Origin of the sequence: Methylobacterium sp. UNC378MF (genome assembly GCF_900103195.1) — a bacterium.
In the GTDB taxonomy this organism is placed as follows: Bacteria; Pseudomonadota; Alphaproteobacteria; order Rhizobiales; family Beijerinckiaceae; genus Methylobacterium.
Genome location: NZ_FMWU01000009.1, coordinates 75856 through 91335, shown reverse-complemented (window position 1 = coordinate 91335; position 15480 = coordinate 75856). Strand labels below are relative to the sequence as shown.

At 68.7% G+C, this 15480-nt stretch carries 13 protein-coding genes; 10 read left to right on the top strand and 3 right to left on the bottom strand.

Annotation, left to right across the window (positions count from 1 at the left end):
- Nucleotides 1–83: 83 nt before the first annotated feature.
- The gene (locus BLT59_RS11305) at nt 84–1817 is read right to left on the bottom strand and encodes a patatin-like phospholipase family protein (RefSeq protein ID WP_091779504.1); all 1734 of its coding nucleotides are present in this window, start codon (nt 1815–1817) and stop codon (nt 84–86) included.
- A gap of 217 nt (nt 1818–2034) precedes the next feature.
- Here BLT59_RS11305 and BLT59_RS11300 point away from each other — a divergent pair, with 217 nt between their 5' ends.
- The 4 genes from BLT59_RS11300 to mmsB all read left to right on the top strand — a co-directional run bounded on the left by BLT59_RS11300 (nt 2035) and on the right by mmsB (nt 7431).
- Complete coding sequence (locus tag BLT59_RS11300) at nt 2035–2784, top strand: SDR family oxidoreductase (protein ID WP_091779501.1); 750 nt, start codon at nt 2035–2037, stop codon at nt 2782–2784.
- A 722-nt stretch (nt 2785–3506) separates the two neighbouring features.
- Nucleotides 3507–4565, top strand: a complete 1059-nt coding sequence (chvE, locus tag BLT59_RS11295; RefSeq protein WP_175543995.1) for a multiple monosaccharide ABC transporter substrate-binding protein — start codon at nt 3507–3509, stop codon at nt 4563–4565.
- 101 nt (nt 4566–4666) lie between these two features.
- The gene (gene mmsA / locus BLT59_RS11290) at nt 4667–6202 is read left to right on the top strand and encodes a multiple monosaccharide ABC transporter ATP-binding protein (RefSeq protein ID WP_091779493.1); all 1536 of its coding nucleotides are present in this window, start codon (nt 4667–4669) and stop codon (nt 6200–6202) included.
- A complete protein-coding gene (gene mmsB / locus BLT59_RS11285) occupies nt 6199–7431 on the top strand; it encodes a multiple monosaccharide ABC transporter permease (protein ID WP_091779489.1) in 1233 nt (410 codons plus the stop codon). Before mmsA ends, mmsB begins: the two co-directional genes overlap by 4 nt.
- A gap of 229 nt (nt 7432–7660) precedes the next feature.
- Here mmsB and BLT59_RS11280 read toward each other — a convergent pair whose 3' ends face one another.
- Entirely contained in the window at nt 7661–8632 is a 972-nt protein-coding gene (locus BLT59_RS11280) for a polyprenyl synthetase family protein (RefSeq protein ID WP_091779485.1), read from the bottom strand.
- Nucleotides 8633–8787: 155 nt separating this feature from the next.
- Here BLT59_RS11280 and mtgA point away from each other — a divergent pair, with 155 nt between their 5' ends.
- Nucleotides 8788–9438 (top strand): monofunctional biosynthetic peptidoglycan transglycosylase, encoded by a 651-nt coding sequence (gene mtgA / locus BLT59_RS11275; protein ID WP_244513943.1) that lies wholly within the window; start codon nt 8788–8790, stop codon nt 9436–9438.
- 62 nt (nt 9439–9500) lie between these two features.
- A complete protein-coding gene (locus BLT59_RS11270) occupies nt 9501–10145 on the top strand; it encodes a hypothetical protein (protein ID WP_091779477.1) in 645 nt (214 codons plus the stop codon).
- A gap of 30 nt (nt 10146–10175) precedes the next feature.
- On the opposite strand, the gene BLT59_RS11265 is transcribed toward BLT59_RS11270, so the two are convergent.
- Nucleotides 10176–11414 carry an argininosuccinate synthase gene (locus tag BLT59_RS11265; RefSeq protein ID WP_091779472.1) on the bottom strand — a complete coding sequence of 413 codons (1239 nt, stop codon included), beginning with the start codon at nt 11412–11414 and terminating at the stop codon, nt 10176–10178.
- Between the two features lie 212 nt (nt 11415–11626).
- On the opposite strand from BLT59_RS11265, the gene BLT59_RS11260 reads away from it, so the two are divergent.
- From BLT59_RS11260 to atpA, 4 genes are all read left to right on the top strand, one after another.
- The gene (locus BLT59_RS11260) at nt 11627–12253 is read left to right on the top strand and encodes a 2-hydroxychromene-2-carboxylate isomerase (protein WP_091779469.1); all 627 of its coding nucleotides are present in this window, start codon (nt 11627–11629) and stop codon (nt 12251–12253) included.
- Between the two features lie 119 nt (nt 12254–12372).
- Nucleotides 12373–13059 carry a DsbA family protein gene (locus tag BLT59_RS11255; protein ID WP_175544001.1) on the top strand — a complete coding sequence of 229 codons (687 nt, stop codon included), beginning with the start codon at nt 12373–12375 and terminating at the stop codon, nt 13057–13059.
- 242 nt (nt 13060–13301) lie between these two features.
- A complete protein-coding gene (locus BLT59_RS11250; protein WP_091779465.1) occupies nt 13302–13874 on the top strand; it encodes a F0F1 ATP synthase subunit delta in 573 nt (190 codons plus the stop codon).
- A 54-nt stretch (nt 13875–13928) separates the two neighbouring features.
- On the top strand, nt 13929–15461 hold the full coding sequence (gene atpA / locus BLT59_RS11245) for a F0F1 ATP synthase subunit alpha (RefSeq protein ID WP_091779463.1): 1533 nt from the start codon (nt 13929–13931) through the stop codon (nt 15459–15461).
- Nucleotides 15462–15480: the final 19 nt, after the last annotated feature.

The following is a 15480-nucleotide window of genomic DNA, read 5'->3' as shown; positions in this document are numbered from 1 at the left end:
ACGTCGTGTGGAAGAGATCGGAGCCGCAGGCTCAGGGTTACAGGTCGCGCGGCGGCGACCGTGCGCTGCCGCACGCGGACATCTCACCGCAGCGGGTCGAGCCAGCGCGCCAGCGTGCCGGACGCGATGCCGGCGCGGGTTTCCCGGTAGCCGAGCTCTGCCGATTCGCGGAAGCGCGACCAGGCCCGTAGATCGATTCCGGACAGCTGGGGCTTGAGCACGGCGGTCGCGTGGGCCGCCGCCATCAGGCTCTGGGCGTCGCTCGATACGGTGGCGGCGCGCAGCAGCAGCGGTGCCAGGCCCGGCATCGCCAGCGGCGAGCCGATCAGTTTGCGCATGATCCTGCCGCTCCAACCGCGCCGCGGCATGTCCTGGAACGCCCGGTCGGTGCCGACATCGACGGCCAGAACCGGGCCGCGCTCCAGCCCGGCGGCGACGTCGGCCGGGAGGTTGTTCATCATCCCGCCATCCACCAGGACACCCTCGTCGCAGAGCACCGGCGGCAGCAGGCCGGGAATCGCGATGCTGGCCCGCAGGGCCTTCGGCAAGTCGCCCGAGCGGTGCACCATGGTGTTGCCGGTGGTCAGGTTCGACGAGACGCAGAAGAACGGCAGCCAGAGATCCTCGATGCGCACGCCGCCGTAGCGCGCGGCGAGGCCGGCATCGACCTTGGCGCCGCGGGTCAGCGCGTGCAGCGGCAGGGTGTAGTCGTTGATCGGGTTGCTGGTGGCGAAGAACGCCTCGATCTGCGCCTGGATCTCCGCCACGCCCCAGCCCATGGCGAGGCTCGCCGCGATGATCGCCCCCATGCTGGTCCCGCCGACGAAATCCGGCGCGCAGGACACCTCGTCGAGGGCCTTGAGCACCCCGAGATGGGCGAGCCCCCGCGCCCCGCCCCCGCCGAGGACGAGGCCCCGCGCGGCGCCGCTGGCGAGCCGGGCGAGGCGGTGCAGATCCCCCTGGTTGCCGTCCCGAAGCTGGATCCGCATGGCCGCGGGCAAGGCGGCCACCTCCGGATGGAGGGGCTTCGGGCGGCAGGCCGCGGGATCCTGGAGGACGACGAGGTCCATACGGATCCAGTCGGAGCGCACCCGCTCGAGATAGGCGGCCACGCCCGGTCGCGGCGCTGCGCCGGGCTCGGCCAGGAGCAGGACATGGTCACCGCGCCGCTGGCTCTGGCGGCACCAGGGGCAGTCGATTTCGTGCGCCGCGAAGATCGTGCGCGTGTGGTCGCCCTCGAAGGCCTGGAACCATGCCTCGTCGGCGCCCTCCGGCCAGTCGGTGAGGCAGCCGGTCGTGCCGGGCAGCAGGGCGTCGAACGCGGCGGCGAGCTGCCGCGCCACCCGCGCCGGATCGGGCCCCTCCGTCACGGACAGGATCGTGAAGATCCGCGGTGCGTGGTGGACCGAGTAGCCGTCGTGGGTCGCCCGCAGACGGTCGGCCAGCATCCGGGCGAAGTAGAGGAGCGTGTGCGGATGTTCGGCGATCACCGCCTCGAAGGCGTCGCGAGTGAGCCGCAGGAGGTGCGAATCGCGCAGGGCCATCACGGTGGCCGCCCGCGGCGCGTCCGAGAGCAGCGCCATCTCGCCGAAGGTCTCCGGCGGTCGGAGCCGCGCGATCCGGGTCGGCCGCCCCGCATGGTCGCGGGCCGAGATGCCGACCGCGCCCGAAACCAGCGTGTAGAGCGCGTCTCCGGTATCGCCCTGCTCGAAGAGGGTCCGGCCGCCCGGCACCGCCAGCGGCACCATGCGGGCCCGTATGGCCGCGACCGCCGACGCTTCGAGGCCGGCCAGGAACGGGATCTCGGGTCCGCTCACGCGGGAACCACCGCGTTGATCGTCCCGCGCAGGCCTGCCGACGAACCCAGCGCCATCGTCCCGTTCCCCTCCCGTATCCGATGTGTTTCGCACCACCATAGCGCACTGCGCGCGCCGGTACGCCCCGTGACCGCTTCCCGCATCTGAAACGCCGATCCCTTCGCGCGGCGTCGGCCATCCGCTACAGGCGGAGCAACGCCGAAACCGGGAGGAATGCATGTCGAAGGCACAGCGGATCGCGATCGTGACCGGAGCCGGGACGGGTGTCGGCAAGGCGGCTGCCCTGGCGCTCGCCGGCGCCGGATGGCGCGTCGTGCTCTCCGGGCGGCGTCAGGCCCTGCTCGACGAGGTCGCCGCGCAGATCGGCCACGGGGCCCTGGCGGTCTCCACCGACGTGACCGATCCGGATTCGATCGCCGCCCTGTTCGCCCGCACGCGGGCGGAGTTCGGACGGCTCGACCTGCTGTTCAACAATGCGGGGATCGGAGCCCCGGCGGTTCCGCTGGAGGATCTGCCCCTCGAGACCTGGCGGCAGGTGGTCGACACCAACCTCACCGCCCTGTTCCTGTGCACGCAGCACGCCTTCCGGATCATGCGCGACCAGGATCCCCGCGGCGGCCGGATCATCAACAACGGCTCGATCTCGGCCCACGCGCCCCGGCCGAATTCCATCGCCTACACGGCGACCAAGCACGCCGTGACCGGGCTGACCAAGGCGACCTCCCTCGACGGGCGCGCCTACGACATCGCCTGCGGCCAGATCGACATCGGCAACGCCGACACGCCGATGGGCGGCAAGATGAAGGCCGGCGTGCCCCAGGCGGACGGTTCCCTCCGGGCCGAGGCGGTGATGGACCCGGACCATGTCGGCCAGGCGGTTCTCACCATGGCGAGCCTGCCGCTCGAGGCCAACGTGCAGTTCATGACCATCATGGCCACCAAGATGCCGTTCGTCGGCCGCGGCTGAGCCGGCCCCGGCGCCGAGATCCCGCGTGGAGGCGCCCCCGAACCAGGCTTTCAGAGCCTGTTCGGGACGGGCTCTCGGGCCCATGACCGCCGATTGAGGGCGCGGGTGGAGCCGCCGCCGTGAGCCTCGTTCGGATGCGTTTTCCGCGATCGAGAGGGCTCCGACGGGGCTCCCAGGTCGGACGCCGGCCGGCGCTCGGACACTCTGCACTGCACGGGCGCCGCCTGCGAATCCCACGCGAATGACATAAGTTGGAGCCCTGCCTGCTCCGGGCTCGCGATGCGCCGGCCATTGCCGTCGCGCGGGTCTGTCTGCCGCTCAGCCAGGCGACCACAGCCGCACTTTTGGGGCGCATAACATCGCCGCACTAATTGACGGTCCAGATCATAACTCATACAAATCGTTCGGCGGGATCGTTCCGGTTGCGACCGGGCTTCTGCGCGGAGAGGGCAAGACAGGTTCGCATAACGACCTTTGTGGCCGGATCGATCACGTGCAGACAGTATCGCCGAACCGGTCAGAGTTCTGCATGGCGTTGCCAGAAAATCAAATGATCTCACGTCTGGTTGAACCTCCGGTGCTTAACATCGATTGCTGCTGATTGTTGTTTACAAGTTTTTTATGACTGATTATTTCTGTAAAAAATCGAATTAATTAACATAAAAAACGCGAATAAGGCCGAACAATTCCGAATAAAGGGGGGAATCATGGTCGCGAAATGGATGTTTTCCCGGCTCTTTCTGGCTGTGTCGCTTCTGGGTGGGCACGCCGTTGGACCGGCGCAGGCGGCGAGTGGTGATTCGATCGGGGTCGCCATGCCCACGAAGTCGTCGCAGCGCTGGATCGACGACGGTAACAACATCGTCCGGCTGCTCAAGGAAAAGGGCTACAAGCCGGATCTGCAATATGCGGATGACGACATCCCCACGCAGCTCGCTCAGATCGAGAACATGCTCACCAAGGGCGTGAAGATCCTGGTGATCGCCTCCATCGACGGCACGACCCTCAGTGATGTGCTGGCGAAGGCGAGCGAGCGCGGCGTCAAGGTCATTGCCTATGACCGGCTCATCAGGGGCACGCCCAATGTCGATTACTACGCCACCTTCGACAACTATAAGGTTGGTGTCCAGCAGGCCACCTCCATTGTCGACGCCCTCGGGCTTAAGGATGGAAAGGGACCGTTCACCATCGAGCTGTTCGGCGGTTCGCCCGACGACAATAACGCATACTTTTTCTACGACGGCGCCCTGTCGGTGCTGAAACCCTACCTCGATGCGAAGAAGCTCGTGGTGCGGTCGGGCCAGTTCGGCATGGACAAGGTGTCGACCCTGCGCTGGGATCCGGCGACCGCCCAGGCCCGGATGGATAACCTGCTCTCCGCCTATTACGGCAACGCCCATCTCGACGCGGTGCTCTCGCCCTATGACGGCATCTCCACGGCCATCCTCTCCTCGGTGAAGAGCGTCGGCTACGGCTCCGGCGCCGTGCCGCTGCCGGTGGTCAGCGGCCAGGATGCCGAGCTGCAATCGGTCAAGTCGATCATCGCGGGCGAGCAGACGGCGACCATCTTCAAGGACACGCGGGATCTGGCGAAGGTCACCGTGGCGATGATCGACGCCCTGGAGGCCGGCCGAAAGCCCGAGGTCAACGATTCGAAGACCTACGACAACGGCAAGAAGATCGTTCCCTCCTTCCTGCTGACGCCGGTGATCGTCACCAAGGCCAACTGGAAGTCGGCTCTGGTCGATACCGGCTACTACACCCTCGAACAGCTCAAGTGATCGAGGCTGCGGCGGAGCGCGACCGCTCCGTCCGGTCCCATCCCCGCGCCACCAAGGCTGGCGCGGGGTCCGAACGTGCAGTCCGAGCTGGTAGGCGCCGCATGCAGCCCGTCCTCGAAATGCGGGGGATCTCCAAGACCTTCCCGGGCGTGAAGGCCCTCGACGACGTCAACCTCACCGTCGAGCCCGCCGAGATCCTCGCCCTGGTCGGCGAGAACGGCGCCGGGAAATCGACGCTGATGAAGGTCCTGAGCGGCGTCTATCCCCACGGGTCCTACGCGGGCGACATCACCTATGAGGGCCGGCCCGGCCATTTCCGGGATATCTCCGACAGCGAGCGCCGTGGCATCGTGATCATCCACCAGGAACTCGCCCTGGTGCCCTACCTGTCGATCGCCGAGAACATCTTCCTCGGCAATGAGCCGGCCCGGTTCGGGATCATCGACCAGGGCCGGGTCTATGCCCGCGCCCGCGAATTGATGGCGATGGTGGGGCTCGACGAGAGCCCCGACACCCTCGTCACCCATCTCGGCGTCGGCAAGCAGCAGCTCGTGGAGATCGCCAAGGCCATCGCCAAGAAGGTCAAGCTGCTGATCCTCGACGAACCGACGGCATCGTTGAGCGAGACGGACAGCGAGGCCCTGCTGCAGCTTCTGCTGCGCTTCAAGGCTCGGGGCATCGCCTCGATCCTGATCTCCCATAAGCTCAACGAGATCGCCAGAGTGGCCGACCGGATCACCGTCCTGCGCGACGGCACCACCGTCGAGACGCTCGATTGCCGCAATGGCGCGATCGACGAGGACCGCATCATCCGGGCGATGGTCGGCCGCACGCTGGAGAACCGCTATCCGGTGCGCGCGCCGCGGATCGGCGACGTGCTGATGGAGGTGCGCGACTGGACGGTCCACCACCCGGTCCATGCCGACCGGGTGGTGGTGCGCAATGTCGGCCTGACCCTGCGCAGGGGCGAGATCGTCGGGGTCGCCGGCCTGATGGGCTCGGGCCGGACGGAACTCGCCATGAGCCTCTTCGGCCGGTCCTACGGCCAGGGCATCCGCGGCACCGTCCGGATCGACCGTGCGGAGGTCGACGTCTCGACGATCGACCGGGCGATCGCGGCGGGCATCGCCTACGTCACCGAGGACCGCAAGCAGCTCGGGCTGGTGCTGGGCGAGGATATCGCCCGGAACACGACGCTCGCGAATCTGCCCGGGGTCTCCACTGCCGCGGTGATCGACGAGGCGGTCGAGCACCGGGTCGCCACCGGCTTCCGCACGAAGATGCGTATCCGTTCCTTCGGGGTGACGCAGCAGACCGTGAACCTGTCCGGCGGAAATCAGCAGAAGGTCGTGCTGAGCAAGTGGCTGTTCACCCAGCCCAAGGTGCTGATCCTCGACGAGCCGACCCGCGGCATCGATGTCGGCGCCAAATACGAGATCTACAGCATCATCAACGAACTGGCCGAGGACGGGCGCGGCGTCCTGATGATCTCGTCCGAGATGCCGGAGCTGCTCGGCCTCTGCGACCGCATCTACGTGATGAACGAGGGGCGCTTCGTGGCCGAGTTCCCGCGGGCCGAGGCCAGCCAGGAAGCGATCATGCGCGCGATCATGCGCTCCAAGGGCCTGAACGGATGACCGACATCACGGCGAGCAAGTCCATGAATCCCGGCGGCGACCTCTTCACGGGCGGCGCGGCCGCGGGCGAGCCGCAGGCCCGGCGGCGCGGACGCCTGCCGATGGCGCAGCTGCGCGCCTACGGGCTGATCTTCGCGCTGGCGGTCATCACGCTGTTCTTCGAGGTCGCGACCGGCGGCGTCCTGTTCCAGCCGCTGAACCTGACCAACCTGATCCTCCAGAACAGCTACGTCGTCGTGATGGCGCTCGGGATGCTGCTGGTCATCGTGGCCGGACATATCGACCTGTCGATCGGCTCCGTGGTCGGCTTTATCGGGGCGCTCGCGGCCCTGCTGATGGTGCGCTTTCAGGTCGACCCGCTGACCGCGACCGCCCTGTGTCTGGTGGTCGGCGCGATCATCGGCGGGGTACAGGGCTACTTCGTGGCCTATCTCGCCATCCCGAGCTTCATCGTGACCCTGGCCGGGATGCTGGTCTTCCGGGGCCTGACGCAGGCGCTCCTCCAGGGGGCCTCGATCGGCCCCTTCCCGGACGTGTTCCAGCTGCTTTCCAAAGGGTTTCTGGCCAATTTCGCCGGACCCTGGACCGCGCTCCTGATCGCGTTCGGCGTCACCGCGCTTCTGATCGGCCTGAACTGGCGGCGCCGGCAGGCGCGGATCCGGGCGGAGGGTCCGGCCGAGTCCCTGGCGTCCTTCATCTTCCGCAACGGCGTGACCGCAACGCTGATGCTCGCCTTCGCGTATCAGATGAGCGCCTATCGCGGCCTGCCCAACGTCCTGCTCGTCATGTTCGCCCTGGTGATGCTCTATCACTTCATCACCACGCGGACGACGATCGGGCGGCGGATCTACGCGCTCGGCGGCAACATCAAGGCCGCTCGCCTGTCCGGGATCAGGACAGAGCGGCTCACCTTCCTGACCTTCGCCAATATGGGCGCGTTGGCGGGGCTCGCCGGGATGATCTTCGTGGCCCGGCTCAACACGGCGAACTCGAAGGCCGGCGTCGGGTTCGAACTCGACGTGATCGCGGCCTGCTTCATCGGCGGCGCCTCGGCGGCCGGCGGCATCGGCAAGGTCTCGGGCGTCGTGATCGGTGCCTTCATCATCGGCATCATGAACAACGGGATGTCGATGCTGGGGATCGGCGTCGACTACCAGCAGGTGATCAAGGGCGTCGTCCTGCTCGCCGCCGTCTGCCTCGACGTCCACAACAAGAACAACCGGCTCTGAGGGCCGCGTAAGCTCCGACGCGCCGCATCAGGTGCGCGTCAGGCGGATCCGGGCGAAGCAGTGCGGATCCGCCTCCGCGAGCGGAGCGACGCAATCCGGCACCGTCACGCTCGGAGACGGTGCGCTGCCCTGGGCCGCTTCGCCGCGCGTGCGATAATGGATCGACAGGACCGCCGTGCCCTCGCATGGCGGCCCCGCCGAGGCCGTGCGCGGATATCCCCGCCTAAGGTCAGGTCTTGCGGGCGACCGTGAAGCGGGCGGCATCCCGGAGGACGCGGGCACCCTCCCCCCAGGACGACACCGCGTCCTCGCAGACGCCGACGAGCCGGTCGCATTCGGCGCGGGCACCGTCGATGCCGAGACGGTCGACGAGCGTCGCCTTGCCGGCCTCCTTGTCCTTGCCGGTGGCCTTGCCCATGGCTTCGGGTGAGGCTTCCCGGTCGAGGATGTCGTCGGCGATCTGGAAGGCTTGGCCCAAAGCGAGGCCGTAGCGCAGGAGGGCCGCCCGCTGGCCCTCGTCGGCGCCGCCGACGATCGCGCCGGCCTCCACCGAGAAGGCCAGGATCGCCCCTGTCTTCATCGCCTGCATCCGCAGGGTGTCGTCCACGTCCATGTTGGCCGCGCCGAACCGGCCCTCGGCGGTCAGGTCGAGGAGCTGGCCGCCGACCATGCCGCCGAGGCCTGAGGCGCGGGCGAGGCCGAGCACGAGATCGGCGCGGATGCGCGCATCCGGCTGCCAGGTCGGATCGGCGACGATCTCGAAGGCCAGCGTCTGCAGGGCGTCGCCGACCAGGATCGCGGTGGCCTCATCGTAGGCCTTGTGCACGGTCGGCTTGCCGCGGCGCATGTCGTCGTCGTCCATGGCCGGCAGATCGTCGTGGACGAGGCTGTAGCAATGGACCAGCTCGACGCCGGCCCCGGCGGCCAGGGCCGCGGCCTCCGAACCGCCGAGCATCCGGGCGGTCTCGATGGCCAGGAACGGCCGGAGACGCTTGCCGCCGCCGAGCACCGCGTGGCGCATGGCTTCCATCAGGCGCGGCGGCCGGGCGATCTCGCCGGCACCGGGCGTGGGGCCGAGCCGCTCGACCAGGAAGGTCTCGACCGTCCCGGCGACCTCCGTCAACCTGTGGGTAAAATCGGCGGCCGGCGTGACTGCCTTGACCGAACCGGTCGGTGCCTGCGTTGAGGGGGTCGGGGTCATCGGGCTTACGTCCGGTCCTGGCTTTGCGAAAACCAATCGGGTGTCAGTTGGGCGGGGACGGACTCACGGTGGATGGGGCTCGACGCAGGCGGGAGACGGCAGGTCGAGACCTTCCACTCGCGCGCCCGCGCCGTTCCCGCCGCGTCCGCCAGGCCGTGGGAGCGCTGCTGCTGCTCCCCGCCGTTGGGTTCGTCCTCGCGCTGACGTTGGCGCTCGTCTATAGCGCGGTGATGCCGCCGTCGACCCTGATGCTCGGGCGGTGGGTGACGCTTCAACCGGTGAACTGGGATCCAGTCCCGCTCTCCGCCATCGCGCCGGCCCTGACCCAGGCCGTGATCGCCTCGGAGGATCAGCGCTTCTGCCTGGATCACGGTGTCGATTTCGGCGCGATTCGCGAGGTCGTCGAGGACGAGGATTCGCCGAACCGAGGCGCCTCGACGATCGCCATGCAGACGGTGAAGAACGTCTTCCTGTGGCCGGGCCGGTCCTACATCCGCAAGGCCATCGAGATCCCGCTGGCGCTGACGCTCGACACGCTCTGGGGCAAGCGCCGGATGATGGAGATCTACCTCAACGTCGCCGAGTGGGGCGACGGGATCTACGGGGCGCAGGCCGCGAGCCGGCACTGGTTCGGCAAGGATGCCAGCCGGCTGAACCGGGGCGAGGCCGCTCTCCTCGCCGCCGTCCTGCCGAACCCGATCACCCGCAGCGCCGGCCGGCCCTCGCCCGGCGTGCGCCGCAGGGCCGCACGGATCCAGGGCCTGATGGGGCAGGTCGACGGGCTCACGGGCTGCCTGCGGCGGTAGCAGGGGCCCGCGGCCCTCTGTAAGACGGGCCTTCGAAACGCGGGACCCGGGGCCGATACACGATGAGCGATGCCGTCTACGACCTGAGCCTGGAGCGCATCGCCCTGATCCGCCGGATGGTCGTCGCCTGGGGCGGCGCCGAGCCGGGGGCGCCGACCATCCACCCGGCGGCGCCCTACGGCAGCCTGGACCGCGACGGCGACATCGCCAACGTCACCGGCGACGACGAGGGGGCCGAGGAGGAGCACCGGGCGCTCGAGGACGGCCTCGCCGTCTTCATCCAGAATGCGCAGCTGAAGCCGGGCCGGTATCAGTACCACAATGGCCTGGCGAAGCTCGATCCGGGCGCGGTTGGCGACGTCTTCCGGGACGCGGCGACCGGCGAGACGCCGGACGTCATCACCTTCGCGGTGACCCCGGAGCACCTCGCCCTGATCCGGCGGCTCAATGTCGGCTGGAACGCCGCGGAGGGGGTTCCGCACGTCGATCCGCAGCGGCCCTACGGCGATGAGGAACCCTACAGCGCCGTCATGCGGCGCCATCTCGCCGCCGTGCCCGGGGCAGCCGCGAACGACGACGAGGATGCGGAGACGCGGCTGGTCCGGCTCCATCGCGAGCTGCAGCCGGCCCTGCAGATCTTCCTGCGCTACGCCGATCTCGGGCCCGGCGACTTCCGTCGGGCGGCCGGGCGCTGGGAGCCCGCCTGACTCTTCGCGGCCTCGGCGGGCCCGAGGGACTCAGCCCTCGCGCTTCTTGCGCTGCGCCAGCGTGCGCAGCCGCAGGGCGTTGAGCTTGATGAAGCCCGCCGCGTCGCGGTGGTCGTAGGCGACGGCGCCCTCCTCGAAGGTCACGAGATCCTGGTCGTAGAGCGAGTGCGGGCTCTCGCGGCCGATCACGTGGACTCCGCCCTTGTAGAGCTTCAGCCGCACCGTGCCGGTGACCTTCTCCTGGCTCCTGTCGATCAGGGCCTGGATCATCTCGCGCTCCGGCGAGAACCAGAAGCCGTTGTAGATCAGCTCCGCGTATTGCGGCATGAGCTGGTCCTTCAGGTGCGCGGCGCCCCGGTCCAGCGTGATCGACTCGATGGCGCGGTGGGCCGGCAGCAGGATCGTACCGCCGGGCGTCTCGTACATGCCGCGGCTCTTCATGCCGACGAAGCGGTTCTCCACGAGGTCGAGCCGGCCGATGCCGTTGGCGCGGCCGAGCTCGTTGAGCTTGGCCAGCAGGCTCGCGGGCGACAGAGCCTCGCCGTCGATCGACACCGCGTCGCCGCGCTCGAAGCCGATCGTGATGAGCGTCGGCTGATCGGGCGCCTCCTCGGGGGAGAGGGTGCGCGAGTAGACGTAGTCCGGCACCTCGACGGCCGGATCCTCCAGAACCTTGCCCTCCGAGGAGGCGTGCAGGAGGTTGGCGTCGACCGAGAACGGGCTCTCGCCGCGCTTGTCCTTGGCGATCGGGATCTGGTGCTGCTCGGCGAAGGCGATGAGCTGCTCGCGGGAGCGCAGGTCCCATTCCCGCCACGGCGCGATCACCGTCACGTCGGGCTTCAGGGCGTAGTAGCCGAGCTCGAACCGGACCTGATCGTTCCCCTTGCCGGTGGCGCCGTGGCAGACCGCGTCGGCGCCAACCTTCTCGGCGATCTCGATCTGCTTCTTGGCGATCAGCGGCCGGGCGATCGAGGTGCCGAGCAGGTAGACGCCCTCGTAGACGGCGTTCGCCCGGAACATCGGGAAGACGTAATCGCGGACGAATTCCTCGCGCAGATCCTCGATGTAGATGTTCTCGGGCTTGATGCCGAGCAGCTCAGCCTTCCGACGGGCGGGCTCCAGCTCCTCCCCCTGGCCGAGATCGGCCGTGAAGGTCACGACTTCGCAGCCGTAGGTGGTCTGCAGCCACTTCAGGATGATCGATGTGTCGAGGCCGCCGGAATAGGCCAGCACGACCTTCTTCACAGGGCTCTTCGCGGGGACGGACATGCGGCTTCCGGAACTGGGCGAGGGATCTGGCTCGGCGTCTGCGGCTTATCGCGGGTATCACCGGCCTGCAACCGGCGTGCCGTCTCGCGCGTAGCCCAGATGCCGGAGGATCGGCCGCGTTTCGCCTCACGGCGGCCTTGCGGCTGTGTCAGAAACGGCGCCGGCGTTGCCAGTCGTCACCGCCGCGAGAGTGCATCGGAGAAGCGAAGTCTATGGCGCGCCAGCCAATTCTGGAGTTCTGGTACGAATTCGCCTCCACCTACTCCTACCTCGCGGCCATGCGCGTCGAGGCGGCTGCCGCCGAGGCGGGCGTGGCGATCCGGTGGCGCCCGTTCCTGGTCGGTCCGCTCTTTGCCGCGCAGGGCTGGACCACCTCGCCGTTCAACCTCTACGCGGCCAAGGGCAAGAACATGTGGCGGGACGTCGAGCGCGAGGCCGCGCGCCTCGGCCTGCCGCCGGTGACCCGCCCCGCCCAATTTCCACAGAACAGCCTCAGCGCCGTGCGGGTCGCCATCCTCGGCCAGGACCAGGACTGGCTGGTGCCGTTCTCGAAGGCGGTGTTCACCGCCAGCTTCGCCGAGGGGCGCTCCATCGCGGAGCCGGCGGCGGTGGCGGAGATCCTCGATTCGCTCGGCCTCGACGGGACGCAGACCGTGCGGGCCGCTGCCGCCGAAGCCAACAAGACCAAGCTGCGGGTCAGTGTCGAGGAGGCGCGCTCCCGCGGGATCTACGGGGCGCCGACCTTCCTGGCGGATGACGGCGAGCTGTTCTGGGGCAACGATCGGCTGGAGCAGGCGCTGTCCTGGGCAGCCGGCGAGCGGCCGAAGGGGCTGCGGTAGGGCCGCGTTCACGCGCATTCGCCATCAAACCGACTCGACGCCCTGGTTCTGGTCCGGCCCCGCTTCGGCGCGGCCGGGGCGGGACAGCGATGCTCCGGACGAGTCCCATGCCTGCTTCCATGCCTGTTTCGCGACGCCTCCTCCTCGCCGCGGTCGCCGCCCTCGGTGCCGGCGTGATGCCCGTCCGGGCGCAATCCTATGGCCAGCGCGTCCCAGTGACCGGCGACGACGGCAAGGCGGTGGCGAACTCGATCCTGCCGGGCGAGATCACCGGGCAGATCCCGGCCCTGCGTGGCGTCACCTATGTCGGCCCGCGGGAAGCCGGCGCCACGCTCTACGAGTTCTTCGACTTCAACTGCCCCTATTGCCGGAAGGCCGCCGCCGACGTGGTCGCCCTGCACGATAGCGACCCCGAATTGCGCATCGGGCTTGTCCACAACCCGATCCTGTCACCGCAATCGGCGCAGGCCGCCAAGGTGATGCTGGCGGTGCAGCGCAAGCTCGGCTCGGAGGCCGCGTGGCACTTCTATCAGACGCTGCTCGGCAAGCCCGGACGCATCGATGGGCCCGGGGCGCTCGCCGTCGCCGCCACGCTGGGGATCCCCCAGGCGGAGGTCGAGGAGATCGCCGACAGCGAGGAGGTGCGCGCGGCGCTCAAGAGCCAGATGCGCATGGCGGCCGATCTCGGCCTCTACGCAACTCCGTCCTACGTCCTCGGCAACAGCGGTATCCTCGGACATCCCGGCGCCCGCGCCATGGCGAAGATGATCGCGAGCGTCCGGCGCTGCGACCGGCTTGCGTGCTGAGCCCCTCATGCTGGGGCGCGCCTGGAGCGCCTCCTGCGTCACACTTCCGCCGTCGTGACGCGCTGCGCGCGGCGCCTACCGTGTTGCGTGCGGCCATGCTGGCATGCTAGGCGGTCGCCGCGCCGCGAGGACAGTTCTCGACCCTGTCCGTCGCCGGCGCGATCCCACGTCCCGAACGGTCACGCACCGCGCTCCTGCCGGAGCGCGCGGAGCGGGCGGGCAACCAGAGAAGAGAGCGACGGGTGGCGCAGAACGGTTCCGAGGCTGGTCCCCTGGTCGCAGGCGTGGCGGGCCGGTACGCTTCCGCCCTGTTCGATCTCGCGCGTGACGAGCGCCAGGTCGACGCGGTCGCCGAGTCCCTCAATCAATTCGACGCGCTGCTGAAGGAGAGCGCGGATCTCCGCCGCCTCGTCCGCAGCCCGGTGTTCAGCGCCGAGGAGCAGGCCGGCGCCATCGGCGCCGTGCTCGACAAGGCCGGCATCGGCGGTCTCGCCGGCAACTTCATCCGTCTCGCGGCCTCGAACCGCCGGCTGTTCGCCCTGCCCGACATGATCGAGGCATTCCGGAGCCTGGTCCAGGATTCGAAGGGCATCATCCGCGCCCAGGTGCGCGTGGCCGAGAAGCCGTCCGACGCCGTGGTCGAGGAAATCAAGGCGTCGCTGCGCGACATCGCCAAGGCCGAGGTTGCCGTCGACCTCGTGATCGACCCGAGCCTGATCGGCGGCCTCGTCGTGAAGATGGGTTCGCGCATGGTCGACGCCTCTCTCAAGACCAAGCTCAACGGTATCCGCCTCGCGATGCGGGCCGCGCGGTAAGCGCCCCCATCCGACCCGAACACGCATAAACGCATCAGCGACAGAGGCCCGAGTATGGACATCCGCGCCGCCGAGATCTCCGCGATCCTGAAAGAGCAGATCAAGAACTTCGGCGAAGAGGCCGAGGTCTCCGAGGTCGGACAGGTCCTGTCCGTCGGCGACGGCATCGCCCGCGCCTACGGCCTCGACAACGTCCAGGCCGGCGAGATGGTCGAGTTCGAGTCGGGCGTGCGGGGCATGGCCCTCAACCTCGAGCAGGACAACGTCGGCATCGTGATCTTCGGCTCCGACCGCGAGATCAAGGAAGGCCAGACCGTCAAGCGGACCGGCGCCATCGTGGACGTGCCGGTCGGCAAGGGCCTGCTCGGCCGCGTCGTCGACGCCCTCGGCAACCCGATCGACGGCAAGGGTCCGATCGTCTCCACCGAGCGCCGCCGCGTCGACGTGAAGGCCCCGGGCATCATCCCGCGCAAGTCGGTGCATGAGCCGATGGCCACGGGCCTCAAGGCGATCGACGCCCTGATCCCGGTGGGCCGCGGCCAGCGCGAGCTGATCATCGGCGACCGCCAGACCGGCAAGACCGCCATCGCCCTCGACACGATCCTGAACCAGAAGCCGGGCCACGCTGCCGGCGGTGACGAGAAGGCCAAGCTCTTCTGCATCTACGTCGCCATCGGCCAGAAGCGCTCGACGGTGGCCCAGTTCGTGAAGGTCCTGGAGGACCAGGGCGCGCTGGAGTACTCGATCGTCATCGCCGCTACGGCGTCCGACGCGGCCCCGATGCAGTTCATCGCGCCGTTCGCCGGATGCGCCATGGGCGAGTACTTCCGCGACAACGGCATGCACGCCGTGATCGTGTATGACGATCTCTCCAAGCAGGCTGTGGCCTACCGCCAGATGTCGCTGCTGCTGCGCCGCCCGCCGGGCCGCGAGGCCTATCCGGGCGACGTGTTCTACCTCCACAGCCGCCTGCTCGAGCGCGCCGCCAAGATGGGCGACGCCGCCGGCAACGGCTCGCTGACGGCGCTGCCGGTCATCGAGACCCAGGCCAACGACGTCTCGGCCTACATCCCGACCAACGTGATCTCGATCACCGACGGCCAGATCTTCCTCGAGACCGATCTGTTCTATCAGGGCATCCGCCCGGCGGTGAACGTCGGCCTCTCGGTGTCGCGGGTGGGCTCCTCGGCCCAGACCAAGGCGATGAAGAAGGTCGCCGGCAAGATCAAGGGCGAGCTCGCGCAGTACCGCGAGATGGCCGCCTTCGCGCAGTTCGGCTCGGACCTCGACGCCTCGACCCAGGCGCTCCTGAACCGCGGCTCGCGGCTCACCGAGCTCCTGAAGCAGCCGCAGTTCTCGCCGCTGAAGATGGAAGAGCAGGTCGCGGTGATCTACGCCGGCGTGAACGGCTACCTCGACAAGATGCCGGTGACCAAGGTCCGCCCGTTCGAGGACGCGCTGCTCTCGACCCTGCGCACCAAGCACAAGGACCTGCTCGACTCGATCGCCGCCTCCAAGGACCTGTCGGACGAGAACGCCGGCAAGTTGAAGAGCGTCGTCGAGAGCGTCGCCAAGTCGATCGGCTGATGTGAGGCCCCTCCCCCCG